General features: G+C 66.0%; 16 protein-coding genes. 2 read left to right on the top strand and 14 right to left on the bottom strand.

The features are described 5' to 3' along the window. Nucleotides 1-30 precede the first annotated feature (30 nt). Nucleotides 31-2061: an ABC transporter ATP-binding protein gene (locus CH281_RS15765; RefSeq protein ID WP_230591090.1), complete on the top strand. Its 2031-nt coding sequence runs from the start codon at nucleotides 31-33 to the stop codon at nucleotides 2059-2061. Continuing rightward, complete coding sequence (locus CH281_RS15770; protein ID WP_032371267.1) at nucleotides 2058-2795, top strand: energy-coupling factor transporter transmembrane component T family protein; 738 nt, start codon at nucleotides 2058-2060, stop codon at nucleotides 2793-2795. The genes CH281_RS15765 and CH281_RS15770 overlap by 4 nt, the downstream gene beginning before the upstream one ends. Before the next feature lies 1 nt (nucleotide 2796). Here CH281_RS15770 and CH281_RS15775 read toward each other — a convergent pair whose 3' ends face one another. The 14 genes from CH281_RS15775 to CH281_RS15840 form a co-directional block, all read right to left on the bottom strand. Further along, a complete protein-coding gene (locus CH281_RS15775) occupies nucleotides 2797-4407 on the bottom strand; it encodes a VWA domain-containing protein (protein WP_230591091.1) in 1611 nt (536 codons plus the stop codon). Nucleotides 4408-4555: 148 nt separating this feature from the next. After that, nucleotides 4556-6187 (bottom strand): substrate-binding domain-containing protein, encoded by a 1632-nt coding sequence (locus CH281_RS15780; protein WP_094694777.1) that lies wholly within the window; start codon nucleotides 6185-6187, stop codon nucleotides 4556-4558. A 20-nt stretch (nucleotides 6188-6207) separates the two neighbouring features. Continuing rightward, a complete protein-coding gene (locus CH281_RS15785; RefSeq protein WP_027495972.1) occupies nucleotides 6208-6639 on the bottom strand; it encodes a type II toxin-antitoxin system Rv0910 family toxin in 432 nt (143 codons plus the stop codon). Between the two features lie 84 nt (nucleotides 6640-6723). Further along, complete coding sequence (locus CH281_RS15790; RefSeq protein WP_032373078.1) at nucleotides 6724-8358, bottom strand: solute symporter family protein; 1635 nt, start codon at nucleotides 8356-8358, stop codon at nucleotides 6724-6726. Between the two features lie 11 nt (nucleotides 8359-8369). Then, nucleotides 8370-8669 (bottom strand): DUF485 domain-containing protein, encoded by a 300-nt coding sequence (locus CH281_RS15795; RefSeq protein ID WP_063216896.1) that lies wholly within the window; start codon nucleotides 8667-8669, stop codon nucleotides 8370-8372. Nucleotides 8670-8870: 201 nt separating this feature from the next. After that, nucleotides 8871-10613, bottom strand: coding sequence for a sodium/solute symporter (locus CH281_RS15800; protein ID WP_032371271.1), 1743 nt, complete (start codon nucleotides 10611-10613; stop codon nucleotides 8871-8873). A 6-nt stretch (nucleotides 10614-10619) separates the two neighbouring features. Next, nucleotides 10620-10979: a hypothetical protein gene (locus CH281_RS15805; RefSeq protein WP_032371272.1), complete on the bottom strand. Its 360-nt coding sequence runs from the start codon at nucleotides 10977-10979 to the stop codon at nucleotides 10620-10622. Nucleotides 10980-10992: 13 nt separating this feature from the next. After that, nucleotides 10993-11796, bottom strand: coding sequence for a LytR/AlgR family response regulator transcription factor (locus CH281_RS15810; RefSeq protein WP_032371273.1), 804 nt, complete (start codon nucleotides 11794-11796; stop codon nucleotides 10993-10995). After that, on the bottom strand, nucleotides 11793-12965 hold the full coding sequence (locus tag CH281_RS15815) for a sensor histidine kinase (protein WP_032365963.1): 1173 nt from the start codon (nucleotides 12963-12965) through the stop codon (nucleotides 11793-11795). Before CH281_RS15815 ends, CH281_RS15810 begins: the two co-directional genes overlap by 4 nt. After that, nucleotides 12962-14143 carry an alpha/beta hydrolase family protein gene (locus CH281_RS15820; protein WP_179274209.1) on the bottom strand — a complete coding sequence of 394 codons (1182 nt, stop codon included), beginning with the start codon at nucleotides 14141-14143 and terminating at the stop codon, nucleotides 12962-12964. Before CH281_RS15820 ends, CH281_RS15815 begins: the two co-directional genes overlap by 4 nt. A 29-nt stretch (nucleotides 14144-14172) precedes the next feature. Further along, entirely contained in the window at nucleotides 14173-15798 is a 1626-nt protein-coding gene (locus tag CH281_RS15825) for a Na+/H+ antiporter (protein ID WP_032381694.1), read from the bottom strand. A 76-nt stretch (nucleotides 15799-15874) separates the two neighbouring features. Next, nucleotides 15875-16063 (bottom strand): antitoxin, encoded by a 189-nt coding sequence (locus CH281_RS15830; RefSeq protein WP_032371276.1) that lies wholly within the window; start codon nucleotides 16061-16063, stop codon nucleotides 15875-15877. A gap of 41 nt (nucleotides 16064-16104) precedes the next feature. Then, nucleotides 16105-18519, bottom strand: a complete 2415-nt coding sequence (locus tag CH281_RS15835) for an HAD-IC family P-type ATPase (RefSeq protein ID WP_094694779.1) — start codon at nucleotides 18517-18519, stop codon at nucleotides 16105-16107. A 20-nt stretch (nucleotides 18520-18539) separates the two neighbouring features. Next, nucleotides 18540-19655, bottom strand: a complete 1116-nt coding sequence (locus CH281_RS15840; RefSeq protein WP_094694833.1) for an MBL fold metallo-hydrolase — start codon at nucleotides 19653-19655, stop codon at nucleotides 18540-18542. Nucleotides 19656-19720 lie beyond the last annotated feature (65 nt).

A 19720-nucleotide genomic window follows, 5' to 3' on the forward strand; every position in this document is an offset into this window, starting at 1 on the left:
GTGCCTCAGTCGAGCTGGCACACTGGAGCGGTGACCGTCAGCGCTGCCCACCGTCCCGAGTCCGGGCCCCTCGGTCCGCAAGAATTGGCGACCGCTGCGGTGATGAGCAGCTTCACCGTCGCGCTGACGGTGATCGGCGTGCTGGTGCCGATGGCAGCGATTCTGCAGGTAGTCGCCGCTATTCCCATGTCGGTGGTGGCCCTGCGCTATCGCACGCGAGCATTGGTCACCTCAGCGGTGGCGGGCATACTCGTAGGATTCGTCGCGGCCGGCACTCAGACGGCGCTCACCGTGGCCAGTGCGGCATTGCTGGGCGGTCTGGTCGGCCGGGCGAAGCGCCGGAAACAAGGCCTGTTCGGCGTGCTCGTCACGTCGGCAATCGTCGGACCGGCACTCGGAGCCCTCGCGGTGCTGTTGCTGCTGATCCTCGTCCCGCTACGGCAGCTGTTTCTCGAGACGCTCCGCAACACCATCGAAGGCATCTCCCGACTGTTCGAGCGGGTATCCGCCCCGCAGGCCATCCCCGATGTCATTCGCAGCAGCAGCACAGCGGTACTCGACAACTGGTGGTGGTGGGTCGGCGGGTCCATCGCATTCGGCATCGTCACCGGAACTCTGTTCGCGTGGCTGATCCTCACCGCCATCCTCGACCGCCTCTCGGCCATCCCCACACCGGAGCCGTTCGTCTCGGGCATCGACGACGAGATCGCGCCACTGCCCGTCACCCTGACCGCCGTGGGCTACCGATATCCCGGCAGCAGATCGGCAGCGTTGAGCGGCATCGACCTGCACATCGAACCGGGAGAATTCGTCGCGATCGTCGGCCACAACGGATCCGGCAAATCCACGCTGACGCGCATCCTCGCAGGCCGTGAACCCTCCGAGGGCTCGGTGACTCGTCCCGGCTCCACCGGACTCGGCCGGTACGGCGGCACCGCAGTGGTGTTGCAGCGACCCGAAAGTCAGATCCTCGGTACCCGCGTCGCCGACGACGTCGTATGGGGACTGCCACCCGGCGACTCTCGCCCCGACGTCGACGCCCTGCTCGACGAGGTGGGGTTGAGCGGCATGGGTGCTCGCGACACGGCCTCGCTTTCCGGCGGCGAGATGCAGCGACTCGCTGTCGCCGCGGCCCTGGCTCGGCGTCCCGCTCTACTGATTGCCGACGAGGCAACCGCCATGATCGACGCCTCGGGCCGGGAACATCTGGTCTCGCTACTCGCGGCACTGCCCCGTCGGCACGGGATGTCGGTCGTACTCGTCACCCATCATGTCTCGGAAACTGTTGCCGCTGATCGCGTCGTACATCTACACGAGGGCATGCAGGTGGAGCACGACACTCTGTGGATGCAGACCAGGACCGGCAACGCTGCTGTTCTGCACGACAATTCGAGCCCGCGCCTGCTCGAACTACGCGACGTGCGGCACGTCTACAACAGGCGCACCCCGTGGGCACAATCGGCGTTGAACGGCGTCGACATCACCGTCAAGCGAGGCGAGGGAGTTCTCGTTCTCGGCGGAAACGGTTCGGGCAAGTCGACTTCGGCGTGGATCATGGCCGGACTGACCGGGCCCACCACCGGCGTCGCGCAGCTCGACGGCAAGGCGATGACGTCGCGAGTCGGCGACGTCGGGCTGGCCTTTCAGCATTCGCGCCTGCAGTTGCAGCGGCGCACCGTCTCCGAGGACATCGCCGCGGCCGCGGGGCCCGAAACCGGTTCTGCCACAGTGTCGGCCGCGATGGATGCCGTCGGCCTCGACCGGTCACTGGCCGCACGCGACGTCGACTCGCTCAGCGGCGGGCAGATGCGACGCGTGGTGCTGGCCGGTCTGATCGCTCGTCGACCCCGCATCTTGGTGCTCGACGAGCCGCTGGCCGGACTCGACCCGCCCGGACGCGACGACATCATCGGCGTCCTCGCCGGCCTGCGTGAGCGCGGCGTATCGATCGTGGTCATCTCGCACGACGTGGACGGTATGGACGCCGTCTGCAGTCGAACCATCACGATGGCCGACGGCCACATCGTCTCCGATTCGATTCATGGGAGCGTGCATTCGTGACGACCGTCGTACTGCGCCAGGTTCCGCGGTTCTCACCCATTCATCGACTGTGGGCGGGCACCAAGCTCATCGTGGTGTTGCTGCTCAGCATCACGCTCGTCGTGGCTCCGACGTGGCCTGCCCTCGGCATCGTGTTCGCACTGCTGGTCATCGCCGCTGCCATTGCCCATATTCCGATCACAGCACTACCGCGCCCGCCGTGGTGGATCTGGGCACTCTTCGGCGTCGGAGCATTGATCAATCTGCCCATCGGCGGCGCAGCGGTTCTGCTGTACTTCCGTGCGACGCTGTTCGTGTTCGTTCTGCTCGGTGCATCGATGATGATCGGGTGGACGACGTCGATGAGTGATATCGCTCCGGCGGTGTCGAAACTCGGTGCACCGCTGAAGAAGCTGAAGCTGCCGGTCGACGAGTGGGCGATCGCCGTAGCGCTCAGCCTGCGGTCGCTTCCACTGCTCATCGAGGAGATGCGCACCCTCAACGCCGCCCGACGGCTGCGCCCGAAACCCGTGGTCAACAGTGCGTCGGACAACTCGCTGGTCGACATCGTGACCACGGTGATGTCGGTGGCCATCAGACGCGCGGACGAGATGGGTGAAGCCATCACCGCACGCGGGGGCACCGGCATGATCACCGCCACCGAGGCACGTTTCAAGGCCTCGGACGCGGCGACTCTGGTGGTGGTGACGCTGGCCTGCGCGGCCGCGATCGCGATCAGCTTCCTGCTGCGGTGAGCTACTCCCCCGCGAGACGCTCGGTGCGTGAGTTCAACGCCTTGACGAACACGTCCGGGATATCGCGGGGATCCTCCGCGACATAGCTCGTACCACCGGTGGCCGCGGAGATCTGCTGCAGCGCAACCGGATCGGCATCACTGGTGACGCCGACCGTGATGATCACGATGGGACGCACCGGATCCTGCTCCTTCTGCAGGGCGGCGAGAAGCTGGTCCAGGGAAATACTGCCGTTGTCCTCGTTCGCGCCGTCGGTGAGAATGATGACGCTGTTGACGTAGTCCGGGTCGTAGCCCTCCTTGACACGTCGGAACGCCGCAAGAGTGGTGTCGTAGAGCCCGGTTCCGCCTCCGACCAGAGCCGGTAGCCCACGGACCGCATCGAGAATGGCCTGACGCTGCGGCTTACCGTCGAACGTGTTGCTGACCGGGCCGAGCGGCACCAGTTCTCGATAGTCCTGCTTTCCACCACCGAGTCCGATGGAGAAGGCCCACAGCCCCATCTGCGTCTGATCGCTGAACAGATCGTTGGCACCGAGCGAGGCATCGACGGTCAACGCGATGCGGGTGGAGTCGCCGGATTTCGCCGCCATCGAACCCGATACGTCCTCGACGACGAGGGTCCGGAGCGGCAACGCGAGCACCGCCCAGTCGCGCAGCGTCGTCTCGATCGACAGCGGATTCTTGATTTCCAACGCGGCGACCGAGCCGACGCCTCTGCCGTCGGCCAAGGGGGTTCCACTCGACGTTCGGAAGCCGGCTGCAACGAGTGTGTCCGTCGCCGACTGCGAGGCCAGCACCGACGCCAACGCGGCCCCGGCGGCCTTGACGCGGTCGTACTCCGGCCCGGCCGGAGCCGTGACGGCGAGGGGGTAGTTGAGGAAGTAGCTGCCCGTCGGCGGCACCGACTCGGCGAGCGACGATCCGGGGTTCGCTGCCTCGTAGGCCAGCACGGCCTGTTCGGTGGCGACGCTGGTTCCGCCCTCGGTCGCCACCTGGGCGACGAGGTCCGGGGTGTCGTGGGGCGTGTCGGCTATCCGGCCGAAGTCCTGTGCCATGGGCACCAGAGCGGCAGACACGGCTTTGGCGTCGGAGATCGCGACCTCGGACTCGGCCAGCGCACCGAGGATCGCAGCGTTGGACGCACTACTGGTGAGCGGATCGCCGATGCGTTGGCCCGGCATCTGCAGCACGCTGAGCCAGGTGTCGGTCACCGGGGCGCCGTCGGACGCCGACACCAGCACGGGCAGTGTGTTCGCCACCGACGTCTTGGCGAGTTCGGGCAGGGCTCCGGTCGAACGCAAAGTCTTGAGCAGCCACAACGTCGAGTCCGGGATCCACAGGTCGGGGCGGTTCTCGTCGGTACCTGCGATCTCGGTCGCCGTGTCGGTGGGGCGCTCGGCCCGCACCTCGAAGTCGACGCAGCCGCGGTCCACCTCGCCCGCCTGGGCCAGGATCTGCTGCACCGGTTCGGCGATCGAGGTGTCCACCGCGAGCGAGACCGTGTCCAGCGATTCGCACGAGTCCGAACCCGCTGCGCGTACGGCCTGGACGCCGAACCAGCCACCGGCCGCGACCACGACTACTGCCAGCGCGGCCGCGCCCCAGGTCACGACAGGACTGAACCTGCGACTACTGCCGCTGTGACGTCCTGACATCGCTGACTCCCCTACTTATACCCCCGACACGACTGTGTTGCGGGACTTCTCCGCACTACCCCACGTGACGGAGAGCACGCGGCGCACAGCATAGCCGCTCCCGTCAGCGACCGGAACGGCTTCTCAGTGCATTGACGAAGACGTTCGGTATTTCGGCGGGGTTTCGCGCTACGAAGCTGGTGCCCCCGGTGGCAGCAGAAATTTGTTGCAGCACACCCGCATCGGCGTCGTCGGTGATACCGATGGTGACGATGACGACCGGACGAGACGGGTCCTGTTCGGTACGCAGTGTGGCCAGCAGTTCGTCGAGCGAGATGCTGTTCGGATCCTCGTTGGCACCGTCGGTGAGGATGATGACGCTGTTCACCGCATCGGGGTCGTAGCCCTGCTGCACGGTGCGGAACGCGGCCAACGTGGTGTCGTACAGTCCGGTTCCACCACCGACCAGGGACGGAAGGGTGCGGGTCTGCTGCAGCAGCACTTCACGCTGGGTCGTGTCGCCGACCTTCTCGTCCATGCGCCGGATCGGTGCCAGCTCACGGTAATCCTGATCGCCGCCGCCGAGCCCGATGGAGAAGGCCCACAATCCCATCGACGCATTGTCGGGAAACAGTCGATTCCCGGTCTCGCTGGCCTGCACCGTCATCGCGATCCGGGTGTTCGCCCCGGCGCTGTAGTTCATCGAGCCGGACACGTCTTCCATCACGAGCGCTCGCGACGGGAGCGCGAGCACCTGATATTGACGCAGCACCGATTCGGCAGCCTGCTGGTCGCCGATCGCCAGACTCTCGACGGCACCGATACCACGATCGGACTCGAGGGGCGCGTTGTCTTCCGACCGAAAACCGGCCTCGGACAACATCTCCCGACCTCGATCGGATTCGATGACCGCGGCCAGCGCGCTGCCGACCGACTTCGCGCTGTCGTGCCGCTCGCCTGCAGGCTCGGTGACGGCCAGCGGGAAGTTCAGAAAGATGCTGCCCGTCGGCGGCACCGTCGCACCGAGTTCGGCACCGGTGTCGTTTCGGTACTCCAACATGGTCTGCTCGGACACCACGGCCACGCCGCCGTCGGCCACCAGATCGTCCAACCGGGTGGTGGGATCGGCTTCGCCGCGGGTGGCGGCCTGAGCCTGAGCGATCGGCACGAGCGCCGTCGACACCGCATCGAGGGCCTTCTCGTCTCCACCCGCCTCGGCTACCGCCCCGAGGATCGCCGCGTCGGAGATGGTGTTGGCCAACGGATTACCGATGCGCAAACCTTCGAGCTTCAGTGCGGTGAGCCACGTGTCGAAGAACGGAACCTCGTCCTTGCGGGTTGCGAGGACGGCCGGGGTGCTTGCCACCGACTGGCTCGCCAGGTCGATCAGCGACGCGGTCGATCGCACGGTCTTGCCGACCCACAGCGACGAATCGGGAATCCAGAGCGAGGGAACGTCGTCGCCTTTGGCCACTGCGGCCGACACCTGACCCGACTCCATCGCCGTCACCGCCACCTCGGCACAACCGAGATCCTCGGGCGCGGAGTCGTCGACGATCTTCTGCAGTACCGGCGCGATCGCGGGGTCGGCAGCCAACGTGTAGTTCGACGGGTCACCGCAGTCGCTGCCGAAGACCTTCTGCGCCAAGAACACTCCGCCTGCGACGATCAGAAGCAGGACGACGGCAACGACGACGTACTTGGCGAACCCTCTGTTGCCCGTCGCGGACGACGGCGCACTGTGCCTACCGGGCATGCATCTCCACTCCTACACCGTCAGGCGTAGATCTTGACGAACGTCTTCAGCGAGTTCTCGATGTCGCCCTTGAGTGCGCGAGCGACACCGGACCCGATGGGTCCGAACAACGGGGCACCGCCCAGATTGACGTCGATCGTGATCTCGGACCCGTCACCCTTGGACTTCACCGACAGGTCGAGACCGATCTTCACTCCGCCCTTACCGTTGCCCTTGAGCTCGAGCTTCCGGGGCGGATCATAGGACTCGATCTTCCACGAGACGCGGTTGCGCATGCCCTTCACGCTGGCGATGGAGTCCAGGGTGGTGCCGACGGCCAGCTGCTCGGGCAGCTCACCGCGCCACGCTTCGTGGATGGAGAGCCACTGCTCGTAGCCGGACAGATCGGACGCATGCGCCCACGTCTGCTCGGGGGTCAGCGGGACGTCGAGGGAAACCTTCAGCTTGGCCACAGCAGGGATGGTAACCGCTGGACGAAAAATGCCCGTGTGAGGCCTTGCTCACACGGGCACTTCGCGAACAGTCCTACAGGTGGATCAGTGGGCGCTGGCCTTCTCCGCACCGATGCCGGTGAGAGAGCGAACCTCCATCTCGGCCTGCTTGTCGGTGTTCTCGGTGTCCTTCGAGATCAGCGTTCCGACGATACCGAGGATGAATGCCAACGGAATCGACACGATGCCGGGGTTGGACAGCGGGAACCACGCGAAGTCCGAGCCGGGGATCATCGACGTCTTCGATCCCGACACGGCCGGGGAGAAGATGATCAGCACGATCGTCGAGATCAGGCCGCCGTACATGCTGAACAGTGCGCCCGTGGTGGTGAAGCGACGCCAGAACAGCGAGTACAGGATGGTCGGCAGGTTCGCTGCTGCCGCGACGGCGAACGCCAGCGCCACCAGGAAGGCGATGTTCTGCCCGTTCGCGAGGATGCCGAGGCCGATGGCCAGAATGCCGATGACGACGGCCGTGATCCGCGAGACCTTGACCTGCTTCTTGTCGTCGACCTTGCCCTTCTTGATGACGCTCGCATAGATGTCGTGAGCGAACGACGCCGACGCGGTGATCGTCAATCCGGCGACGACGGCGAGGATGGTCGCGAAGGCGACCGCAGAGATGACGCCGAGCAGAATGACGCCGCCGAGCTCGAAGGCCAGCAGCGGAGCCGCGGAGTTCTGACCACCGGCGGAGGCCAGGATGCGGTCGGGTCCGACGATCGCTGCGGCACCGTAGCCGAGCACGAGGGTGAAGAGGTAGAACGCACCGATGAGCGCGATGGCCCACACGACACTGCGACGAGCTTCCTTGGCGGTGGGCACCGTGTAGAAGCGCATCAGCACGTGCGGCAGACCTGCCGTACCGAGGACGAGTGCGATGCCGAGCGACAGGAAGTTGATCTTCGAGGTGGCGCTGCCGCCGTACTGGGCACCGGGCTCGATGACGTCACGAGCACCGACGATCGGGTCGGCCGAGCTCGACACCATCGCCTGCGCGCTGCCGAGAAGCTCGGAGAAGTTCAGGCCGAACTTGGCGAGCACGAGCACGGTCATGAATGCGGCACCGGCGATGAGCAGAACGGCCTTGATGATCTGCACCCACGTGGTGCCCTTCATACCGCCGATGAGCACGTACGCGATCATCAGCACACCGACGATGGCGATCACGATGGACTGTCCGGTGCGGTCGGAGATGTCGAGCAGCAGTGCGACGAGTCCGCCTGCGCCTGCCATCTGAGCCAACAGGTAGAACAGCGACACCGTCAGCGTCGACAGTGCGGCCGCGGTACGAACCGGGCCTTGCTTGAGCCGGAAGCTCAGCACGTCCGCCATCGTGAATTTCCCGGTGTTCCTGAGCAATTCGGCGACGAGCAGGAGCGCGACGAGCCAGGCGACGAGGAACCCGATGGAGTACAGGAAGCCGTCGTAGCCGTAGACGGCGATGGCACCGGCGATACCGAGAAAGCTTGCGGCCGAGAGGTAGTCACCGGCAATGGCGACGCCGTTCTGCGGTCCGGAGAATCCGCCGCCCGCGGTGAAGAACTCCGCAGACGTCGCGTTCTTCTTGGAGGCGCGAATGACGACGGCCATCGTGATGAGGACGAACGCGCCGAAGATCGCGATGTTGACGAGCGGTTCACCGACCGTGGTGTCGGCGGCCTGGGCAAGTACATTCACGGCTTCTACATTCACGGCTTCGCTCCCTGGGAGGCTTCCATCTCGGCGCGCAGGGCTGCGGCGCGAGGATCGAGTTCACGGTTGGCGAACCGCACGTAGATGCCGGTGATGGCGAACGTGGTGACGAACTGGCCGAGGCCGAGCAGCAGACCGACGTTGATGTTGCCCCACACCTTGGTCGACATGAAGTCGACGGCGTAGGTGCTGAGCAGCACGTAGATGACGTACCAGACCAGGAAGAACCCGGCCATCGGGAACACGAAGCTACGCAGGCGGTGCCGGAGTTCCTGGAACTCGGGACTGGCCTGCATGTCGACGAACGCTTGCGCGTCCGGTGGCGAATTGGTTTCCGGTGCGGTCACCTTGGACTCCTGAAGTTGATGTGAGCTGTAGCTGACTCGGAACAGTAGTGAGAGTCAGGTCACAACATCAGGGGGTGGCGTCGATCACACGACGGGCTGCGGGAGTGTGCGACGAGCGGTAGCGCAGACCCGACGAACGGCCTTCTCTCACTACAGCTCGCGCTCTCGGTCTTTGCCCATGTCGAGGCCTTCGGGCAGGTGCAGTCGGGCGAAGATTCGGGAGATGTCCGACGGCACTGTTCGCCGGGTGGCGAGGCTGACGACGATCATCGCGGCGAAGGCCACGGGAACGCTGACCGCGGCCGGGTAGCCGAGTATCGCTGCCGCCCAGCCCCCGAGGACGCCGTCGGAGATGGGGGTGACGACGGAGATCGACGCGGCGACGAGGGAGAGTCCGCCGCCGAGGAACAGCCCGGCCGCGGCTCCTGCTGCGGTGAGTCCGCGCCACCAGATGCCGAGCACGAGCAGCGGACACAGCGTGGACGCGGCGACGGCGAACACGAGCCCGACGGTACGCGAGAGATCCAGTGACACAACGCCGATCGACAGTGCGAGTGGCACTGCGCCGGCAAGGACGGCCGCGACACGGAAGTCTCGGACCTTGCCGGAGAGTACGTCGGTGCTCAGGACGCCCGCGATGCTGACCAGCAGGCCGGACGACGTGGACAGGAAGGCGGCGATGGCTCCGGCCGCGACGAGTGCGGCCAGCAACTGGCCGGGTACCCCCGACAGCACGGAGCCGGGCAGCAGCAACACTGCGGCGTCTGAGGCACCGGTGATCAGCAGCTGCGGCACGTAGAGCCGGGCGAACACTCCGAGGACCGTCGGGAACAGATAGAAGGTGCCGAGCAGCGCCAGCACGGTCAGCGAGGTCAATCGCGCGGCTCGGCCGTCGGGGTTGGTGTAGAACCGCACCAGCACGTGCGGCAGCCCGAGGGTGCCGAGGAACGTGGCCAGGATCAGCGAATACACCTGGTAGAGCGGGTGCTGACCGCCCAGTCCCCCGCCGGGCATCGCCCAGGCGCGGTCGGTTGTCGGTGCGCCGGCGACCACCGGAACCGGCGAGCCCGCGTCGAGGGTGAGCAGTGTCCCGGACCCGAGCCGGTGTTCGCCTGCATCGAGATTCACACGTCCATCGACGCTCTGCTCGTCCAGGGTTCCTGTCACGGACACCACGACCGGCGAGTCGACCTGCACGAGCACGTCGGTGGTGATGTCGACCCGGGTCTGCTCGGCGACGGTCGGCGGGGCCGCGCTACCGACGCTGCGGTCGTCGGCGACGAAGTGGACGGTCAGCACCAGTGCGGGGATGGCGATCGCGGTGAGCTTGAGCCAGTACTGGAACGCCTGCACGAAGGTGATCGAGCGCATTCCGCCGCCGACGACGTTCGCGATGACGATCAGACCGACCGCGAGTGCTCCCACCCAGCCCGGCACTCCGAGAAGGATGTTCAGCGTCAGGCCCGCGCCCTGGAACTGCGGCACCAGATACAGCGCGCAGATCACCACCACCACGAGCATGGCCACGGTACGCAACCATGGTGCGCCGAGCCGGAATTCGACGAAGTCGGGCACCGTGTACGCACCGCTCCTGCGCAGTGGAGCGGCGACGAACAGCAGCAGACCGAGATAGCCTGCAGTGAAGCCGACGGGATACCACAGCGCATCGGCACCGTACTTGGCGATGAGACCAGCGACACCGAGAAAGGATGCGGCAGAAAGGTATTCACCCGAGATGGCCGCGGCGTTCCACCGCGGTCCGACGGTCCGCGAGGCCACCAGGAAGTCGGACGTGGTGCGGGCCAATCGAACTCCGTAGACACCGATGCCGACGGTTGCCACCGCGGCCACGATCAACGCAATCAGTGTCGCGACGGGTATCGATCCGTTCACCGGCGCCTAGTCCTCGACCAGGCCGACGAACTCGGCCTCGTTACGCTCGGCGCGGCGCACGTACGCGCGGCCGACGCCGAACAGCAACGGATAGATGGCCACCCCCAGCAGCAACCACGGCAACCCGAAACCGAACGGCGCGACATCGGTGAAACGGGTGAGCAGCATGCCCAACAGGGGAATCGCGAACAGGATCGACAACGTCATCACTGCCAGGCGCAGCGACAGCAGGAGTTGCGCACGCACCAGGCTTCGCACCAGCGCGTCGCCCACCTCGGTTTGCTCCTGCACCTCGACGCGGGTGCGCACCAGGCGCGCGCCGCGGCGCTGCGAGAGCACCACCCGCTCCCGGTGCGGCTGACTCACCGCGCACCTCTCGTCACCGTGACGACCACGACTGCAGCGGACCGCGCACGAGCCGGTCCTTCAGTTCTCTGGTGTGCCGCCGGCTCACCGGGAGTTCACAGGCCGGCAGCGCGCCGGTGGCGCGCAGACACACCACCAAGCCCGAACCGACGCTTCTGATTCCGGTGACCAAGGAAAGCGAAACCAGATACGAACGATGCACTCGCAGGAAACCGGCATCGGCCCAACGACTTTCGAGAGCCGAGATGGGAATTCGCACCAGGTGCGAACCGGTGGCGGTGTGCAGCCGCGCGTAGTCACCGTCGGCCTCCACCCACGCCACCGACGACCGGTGTACCAGCGTGGTGGTTCCACCGAGCTCGACCGGGATGACCTCGTCGGCAGCCGATTCGGCCGACTCGGCGGGCCGACGACGGGCGAGCAGAACCCGTCGGACGGCCTCGGCCAAGCGGTCGTCGCGCAACGGCTTGAGGAGGTAGTCCACCGCGCCCAGATCGAAGGCAGCCAATGCCCGATCGTCGTGCGCGGTGACGAACACGACCGCAGGTGGCCGAGCGAACGCCGACAGGATTCCGGCGAGCTCGAGGCCGTCGAGGCCGGGCATGTTGATGTCGAGAAACACTGCATCGACCACGGATTGACCGGAGGTCTGCTTGAGTTGGCGCAGGGCGGTGGTCGCGTCCTGCGCGGTGTACACCTCGGCCACGGCCTCCTGCTCGCGCAGCAGGAAAGCCAGCTCGTCCAGGGCAGGCCGCTCGTCGTCGACCGCCAGCACGACCAGCCCGCGCGCCGAACCGGAGTTCGCTGGATGCGTCATGCCCGCACCCCCGGCCTGAACTTGGGCACCCGCATGCTCACTTTCGTGCCTGCTCCCGGTGCGGTGTCCACGACGAGACCGTAGTCGTTTCCGAAGGCCGCCCGCAGCCGATCGTCCACGTTCGCCAGTCCGACGTGGGCCGCATCCTCGGTGTGCAGGCTGCCCGATCGCAGTACCTCGGGGTCCATTCCCACTCCGTCGTCCTCGATGCTGATCACGGCGTCGGTGCCCTCGTCGGCGGCGATGATCGTGACGCGACCGCCGTCGGCCTTGCCCGACAAACCGTGCCGGACGGCATTCTCCACCAGTGGCTGCAGCGCCAGAAACGGCAGGGCCACCCCGAGCACCTCGGGAGCAACCTGCAGGGTGACCTGCAGCGAATCGCCGAACCGGGCCCGTTCGAGCGTCAGGTACCGATCGATATTGCGTAGTTCGTCGGCGAGCACGGTGAATTCCCCGGCGTTGCGGAATGAGTACCGGGTGAAGTCGGCGAATTCGAGCACCAGTTCCCGTGCCCGATCCGGATCGGTACGGACGAACGACGCGATGGTGCCCAGCGCGTTGTAGATGAAATGCGGGCTGATCTGGGCCCGGAGTGCACGCACCTCGGCTCGGTCCAACCGCGCCCGCGATGCGTCCAGTTCGGCGAGTTCGATCTGACCGAACGCGTAGCGCGCGACCTCGGCGATGGCCCCGAGCATGCCCGGGCCTGGTTCGGCCACCACCGCGGCACCGAGCACCCCCACCACCGGCGAATCCTCGTCGATCAACGGCTGCACCACCAGGGCTTTGACCTCGTGGATCGAGCCGAGCGGAAGCCGCACGAGCACGCGCCGCTGCCCGTCGACGGCGCGTCTGGCCGCCTCCACGAACGCCGGAGTCAACTCCGGCCACGGCCCGTCCCAGGCCAGCAGCGACGCACTCGGATCGCAGATACCCAGTGCATCCGCCCCGGTCAGGACTCGAAGATGGGGAGCAGCGGCGGCAGCCGAGCGGGCATCGAGACCGTTCCGCAGCGGCTTCGCCGCCAACGACGCGGTATGCAGGGTGGCATGAACCGCACGCTCCTCGGGGGTGGTCAGATCGCGTCGCCCGCGCAGGCTGATCAGCGCGATGGCGGTGACGATCGCCGCCACGATCACCGCCATCCACGCCAGTGCCGCGGTCATCGTGCGCAGGTGGTCGAGTTGGGCACGTTCAGGAAACGCTCGACGAGCCAGTCGACGCCGATACCGTTGGCGGCCAGATCCGCGTGCCCCTGCTCGGGTTCCGAACGCAGTTCCACGTCGTCGCCGAGTCCGCAGGCTTTCGCCACGGCGTCGCGAGTCCACTGCGGATCGATCAGGTCGTCGCGCTCGCCGACCAGAACGAACAGCGGAACATCGGTGCGGGACGTCGGCAGCGCCACCGATCGGAGCCAGTCCGTCATTCGATTCGCGGCCCGGTCATCGGCCGGGACGGCATCGGCCGGATCGATGACGGCTCCGGCGTCGGCCTTGGAGAAACCGAGCAGATCGCTGCACGCCGTCAGCGCGGTCACGTTGTCGGCGAAGGTGCCGCGGATGTAGTCGGAGCGCTCGACGCTCGGATCCGTGACGTGCAGACCCTCGTAGAGAAACGGCACCAGCAACTGACGGGACAGGGTCTGTTCGGTGTCGGCTGCGAAGTACCGCGTGAGATCGGCTGCAGGCGACAGCGCGGCGACTCCGACCAGTTCCAAACCGTCGCCGTACTCCGCATTGCGCTCGGCAGCGGCCCAGACCGCTTGTCCCCCTTGAGAAGTGCCGATGGCGCCCCATCGGGTTCCGACGTCGGGCACCACTGTACGCGCGGCGCGCACGGCATCGATGACGTCGTAGGCCGCAGCATCGATATTCAGATACGCCGGATCCCCCGGAGTCCCCAGACCCTGGTAATCCGTCACCACCACGACGGTGCCGCGCTCGAGGAAAGGCGTCACCAGGCCGATGGTGCCCAACAGGTTCGGATACAGCGAGGGCGCACACTCGTCGGTGACACCGGTGGTGCCGTGCCCGACCGAGACGATCGGCCAGCCACCGGCAGGCGCAGAACCCTTGGGTACGAACACCGTTGCCGATGTCTCGGTTCCGCCTCCGGTGACGCCGTCGGTGGTGCGGTAGACGATCTTCGTGGCGGATCCGCCCAGAAATGCAACACCGATGTCGACCTGACCGAGCGGCATCGACGAGACGATCGAACCGCGGTCGGAGCCCTCGGGTGCCGGATTCGACGTGGGTGCCGGAGCCACGGGAGGCACGGCAGGCGAACTGCACGCGGCGAGGGCGAACACGAGTGCCGCGGCGGCCACCAGTCCGGTCGACCTCACTGTCTCAGCGCTCCCACTGTGTTCGTCGTCTACGTCGTGCGTCGTTCGATGCGTGCCTCGGCCGCGATCTCTTCCACGTCCAGACCATTCAACACTGCGCGTAGGGCTTCGTCGTCCAACTCCCCCGAGTCGCGGGCGGCGATCAGTGCGGCCCGCTGCGCGACCAGGACATTGTGCCGCAGGGTGTCGAACAGCGCGCCGGCCGCCGCGATTCGCTTCTCGCGGTCCTCGGTCTCGTCCGCGTCCATCCGGGCCCGCACCGACCGTCGCACGCGGGCGATCACCTCGGCTACCCGGTCACTGTCGACGCCGGAGATGCCGTCCTTCGCGGCCCGCTCGAGGTACGTCTCGGCAGCCGTGCGGGCGATGGCCTGCGAGAGCAGTCGTTGATTGTCGTTGCGTTGCTGCTCGAGTGGATCGGCGACGTCCAACCGCCGAATGAGGAGCGGAAGCGTCAGGCCCTGCAGCAGCAACGTTCCGACTGCGACGACGAACGCGACCGCTTGAATCACCGCCCGCCCGGGAAATTCCTCGCCGAGCACGGTGGTGAACGGAACACCCGCGGCTGCGGCGAGAGTCACCACTCCGCGCATCCCGGCCCACGACAGCACCAGGTTCTGCTGCCACGTCAGGCCGTCGGCCACCCCCTCGCGCCGAAACACCGTGCGAAAGAGCAGGTTTCTCCCCGAGTTGAAGAAGATCCAGGCCGGACGAACGACGATGACCACGAGCAGCACCAGCAGCGCGTACCCGAAAATGTGATGCACCGGAAGACCCTCGCGCTGCACCTCGGAAATGACGAACTTCAGCTGTAAACCCATGTACGCGAACACGAATGCTTCCAGCAGCAGGTCCACCGTCGGCCACACCTGGCGCTCCTGCACCCGGGTCGAGACCGACACGTCGGCCGTGACACGGCCCAGTACGAAACCTGCGGTGACGACGGCCAACACGCCGGACGCGTGAATCTCTTCCGCTGCCAGATACGCCGCGAACGGCAGGACGAGTCCGAGCACCGTCTCGAGCGCCGAATCGGCGATCCGGTTTCGCACGAAACGAACGATGCGCGAGAGGACGAATCCGACCAGCACGCCGCCGACGATCTCGTACAGAAAGAACAGAACCGGTGAGCCGAGTTCGATACGACTGCCCGTCACCGACGCAACGGTCAAGGTGAACAAGGTCAACGCAGCCGCGTCATTCACCAGGCTCTCCCCGGTGAGGATGGCCATCATTCTCGCGGGCAGGCCGAGCTTGCGGCCGACGGCGATCGCAGAGACCGCGTCGGGTGGGGCCACGACGGCACCGAGCACGAGGGCCGCACCCAGAGTCAGCTCGGGAACGAGCAGGTTGGCGAAGTACCCGACGGCCACGGTCGTCACGATCACCATCACCAGACCGAGGCGCAGGATCTGGCCGATGTTGCGGCGAAAACTGACGAAGGAGTAGTTCAGCGCCGCGGAGTACAGCAACGGCGGCAGCACGACACCGAGGATGAGCTGGGGCGAGAGACTGATGTGCGGTACGCCGGGCACGAACGACGCGATGGATCCGACGGTCACCAGAACGAGCGGGACCTGCAGGTCCAGACGCTTGGCGAATCCCGCGACTGCGATCGCGAAGATGACTACGAGAAGAAGTACCGGTCCGTCCACCCGCCCGATTCTGCCGCCCGCAGCGCCCTACGGCACCACCGACGACCCGAACACCGGGTGGACGGCCCGAATCGACCTACTTGTCCGGAATTGCCTTCTTGGCGGCTTCCTGCGCCTTGTCGATCTTGTCCGCGTACTTGCCGCCGGTCTTGTTGTCGATGAAGTCCCCGGCCTTCTCCACGACGTCGTCGATCTTGTCCGCGTTCTCTGCCGCAAGGTTCTTGCCCTTGTCGACCATGCCCTTCAAATTGTCTGCGAAGCCCATGAAACTCTCCTGCCAGTCGGGTGAAACGGAACGCCCCCAGTCTACGTTTCGCTCTGTCCGTTACGCAGAGTCGTTCGATTACGCAGTACCGATCCGAATCGGTGGGCAATCTCGACGAGTGCGATACCGACAGCACCGATGATCAAGGCGCTCGTGGTGGCACCGACGTTCGAGGGATCGAGCTTGAAGAAGGTGCGGCAGAACGGGATTGCGAACAACAGCAGGTATCCGCCGACGGATCCCGCGAGCAGCACCACCTTCCACCAGGTGTACGGCCGCGCGACGACGGCCAGTACCCACAGCGCGATCATGATCAACGTGATCAGTGCGGTGGTGCTCGCCTGGGTCACCTGAGTCTCGGTGGCGTTCGGACCCGCGTAGGCCAGCAGATACGACACGAACGTGCACGAGCCGACGATCAACCCGGACGGAACGGCCAACCGCATCACCCGCGAGACGAACCCGCTGCGTGCCCGTTCGTTGTTCGGGGCCAGCGAGAGCACGAACGCCGGAATGCCGATGGTGAACCACGCGGCGATGGTCACGTGCCTCGGCAGGAAGGGATACGGGATCGGCTCGAAATGGAAGACCTGCGACAGCACTCCCGAGAGCCCGATGAGAAACGCCAGCAACACCGAGTACACGGTCTTGGTCAGGAACAGGTTGGACACGCGCTCGATGTTGCCGATGACGCGTCGCCCCTCCCCCACCACATAGGGAAGCGTCGCGAACTTGTTGTCCAACAGCACGATCTGTGCGACGGCACGCGTGGCCGCACTACCCGAGCCCATCGACACCCCGATATCGGCGTCTTTCAGTGCGAGCACGTCGTTGACGCCGTCACCGGTCATCGCAACGGTATGACCACGAGACTGCAACGCGCCCACCATCGCCCGCTTCTGGTCCGGCCGAACGCGGCCGAACGTCGTCGAGTTCTGCACGGAGTCGGCCAGTAGCTCGGAATCCTCGGGCAGGTCACGAGCGTCGATCGGGGCGTCGCCACCTGGAAGTCCGAGCGAGCCGGCGACCGCGCCGACCGACACGGCGTTGTCCCCGGAAATGACCTTGACCTGAACCTGCTGACTTGCGAAGTACTCCAACGTGTCTCGGGCGTCCTCGCGCACCTTCTGCTCGAGAACCACCAGAGCCCGCGGGGTGACGACTCCCGGTGCCGCGGTGTCGTCGACGGCGAGGTCGCTGCTGGCAAGCAGCAGTACCCGCAGCCCCTTGGATCCGGCGTCTTCGGCCTGCCGAGCGGTCTCCGAGGTCGGGTCGAGCAACACGTCCGGGGCACCGAGCAGCCAGTTACCGTGCTCGCCGTACGACAGACCGCTCCACTTCTTGGCCGAGGAGAACGGGGCCACCGCGCTCTGCGTCCACCCCGGCGCGTCGGGATACGCCTCGGCAACGGCCTGCACACTGGCATTGGGACGCGGGTCGTCGTGTGCCAGAGACGCCAGTACTTTTGTCACCGAGTCGGAGTCGTGCTCGTCGATCAACACCAATTCCGATAGCCGCATGCCGTTCTCGGTGAGGGTGCCGGTCTTGTCGGCGCACACCACGTCGACTCGGGCGAGCCCTTCGATCGCAGGCAGCTCCTGCACCAGACATTGCCGCTGACCAAGCCTGATGACTCCCACGGCAAAAGCGATGGACGTCATCAGTACGAGACCCTCGGGGACCATCGGGACCAGGGCCGCGACCATGCCGTTCAAAGCAGGCTTCAAAGCCTGCCCGCTGGAGAACAATTGGTTGTATATGATGAGCGCCCCGGCCGGAATCATCAGGTAGGTGATGAATTTCAGGATCTTGTCGATACCGCTGCGCAGCTCGGACTTGACCAGGGTGAACTTGCTGGCCTCTTCGGCGAGCTTGGCCGCATAGGCGTCGCGTCCGACCTTCGTCGCCCGGTAGGCCCCGCTGCCCGAGACGACGAAGCTGCCCGAAAGTACCTGCGCTGCTTCGAGTTTGTGCACCGTATCGGCCTCGCCGGTGAGCAACGACTCGTCGATCTCCAGGCTTGCCGTCTCGATGACCTCGCCGTCGACGACGATCTGATCACCCGGTCCGAGTTCGACGATGTCACCGAGGACGACCTCGTCGGGCGGAATCTGTTGCGAGACACCGTCACGTCGCACCTGCGGCTTGTTCTGGCCGACGATGGCCAGCCGATCCAGCGTGCGCTTCGCGCGGATCTCCTGAATGATTCCGATGCCACTGTTCGCGACGATCAACAGCCCGAACATGCCGTCGATCACCGAACCGGTCGAGAGCACGATGATCAGCAGCACCCCGAGAATTGCGTTGATTCGGGTGAACACATTGCCCCGGACGATGTCGCGAACCGAACGTGAAGCACGAGCGGGAACGTCGTTCGATTTCCCCTCGGCCCGCAGTGCGGCGACCTCCGCCTCGGTCAGCCCGGTATCCCGCTGTGCATCGGCGTCGATAGACATGGGTGCAGCCTAGTGCTGCCTCAGCCCAGACGGGTCCACCAGCGATCGTCGTGCAGGGCCCTCGTACCGTCGACGCGTTGACCCGGCATCGGTACCGCAACCTGCACACCCACGTCCTGGGCGGCGGCGTGCAGTCGCACGATCGGTTCGGACCACGGATGGAACGCCAGGTTGAACGTCGCCCAGTGGATCGGCACGAAGATTCCCGACGGCGTCAGATCCACGTGCGCGGTGACAGCCTCCTCGGGATTCATGTGAATGTCCGGCCAGCGCACGTCGTAGGCCCCGACCGGAAGAAGCGTCAGGTCGAAGGGTCCGTACTTGCTGCCGATCTCCGCGAACTTCGGTGTGTAACCGGTGTCGCCGCCGAAGAAGACACGCCGCACCGGACCGGCGAACGCCCAGGACGCCCACTGCGTCGAATCGCGAGTCAGGCCGCGGCCGGAGAAGTGACGAGCCTCGGTACACGTGACGGTGAGGCCACCGATCGCCGTCTGCTCGTCCCAATCGAGTTCGATGATGCGTTCCTCGGGCACCCGCCACTTGCGCAGGTGCGCGCCGATGCCCAGAGGCACGACGAAGGGAGCCGACTGCGTGCTCGCCAGCTTCTGTACCGTCGCCTTGTCGAGATGGTCGTAATGATCGTGGGAGATCACGATGGCGTCGACCCGAGGTAGGTCCGTCAGGTCGACCGGCGTCGGATGCAGCCGTGCCGGGCCCACCACCGAGGACGGGGACACGCGATTGCTCCACACCGGATCGGCCAGAATGCGATACCCGTCGACCTCGACGAGCACACTCGAATGTCCGTACCAGGTGACCGCCAGCTCGCCCGCGTCCACCGGCGCGATCGGCGGTGCCAGTGGGATCGGCCGCTGCGGCCTGCCCTTACCTCGCTCGGTGAACAGCGAGACGAGCATGTTCTTCTGCCCCTTCTCGCCGCGACCCGGGACGTAACTCGAACTGGGGTCGGAGTTGTGGAACCGGCGATCGCGGTATCGCGGCGACCCGGCCGCGTAGGGAGTGATGTGCACTCTCCTGGCACCGATGGCCGACGGAAGCCCCCACAGCGCACGCGCCAACCATGCCCCGCCCAACGCTGCGGTTGCTCCTGCTGCCAACTTCGTCTTCGTCACGGGCACCACAGTAGGCGGCGCCGACGTCTTCGCAGCTCACCCGTAGCCTTGCCGTAGAATATTTG

The organism is Rhodococcus sp. 06-221-2, assembly GCF_002258365.1.
In the GTDB taxonomy this organism is placed as follows: domain Bacteria; phylum Actinomycetota; class Actinomycetes; order Mycobacteriales; family Mycobacteriaceae; genus Rhodococcoides; species Rhodococcoides fascians.

What these genes read in the sequence shown, in the direction of transcription:
- CH281_RS15830 (WP_032371276.1), bottom strand. Translation starts at nt 16,063, where the DNA reads ATGGGCTTCGCAGACAATTTGAAGGGCATGGTCGACAAGGGCAAGAAC.
- CH281_RS15780 (WP_094694777.1), bottom strand. Translation starts at nt 6,187, where the DNA reads ATGCCCGGTAGGCACAGTGCGCCGTCGTCCGCGACGGGCAACAGAGGG.
- CH281_RS15835 (WP_094694779.1), bottom strand. Translation starts at nt 18,519, where the DNA reads ATGTCTATCGACGCCGATGCACAGCGGGATACCGGGCTGACCGAGGCG.
- CH281_RS15815 (WP_032365963.1), bottom strand. Translation starts at nt 12,965, where the DNA reads ATGACCGCGGCACTGGCGTGGATGGCGGTGATCGTGGCGGCGATCGTC.
- CH281_RS15810 (WP_032371273.1), bottom strand. Translation starts at nt 11,796, where the DNA reads ATGACGCATCCAGCGAACTCCGGTTCGGCGCGCGGGCTGGTCGTGCTG.
- CH281_RS15795 (WP_063216896.1), bottom strand. Translation starts at nt 8,669, where the DNA reads ATGCAGGCCAGTCCCGAGTTCCAGGAACTCCGGCACCGCCTGCGTAGC.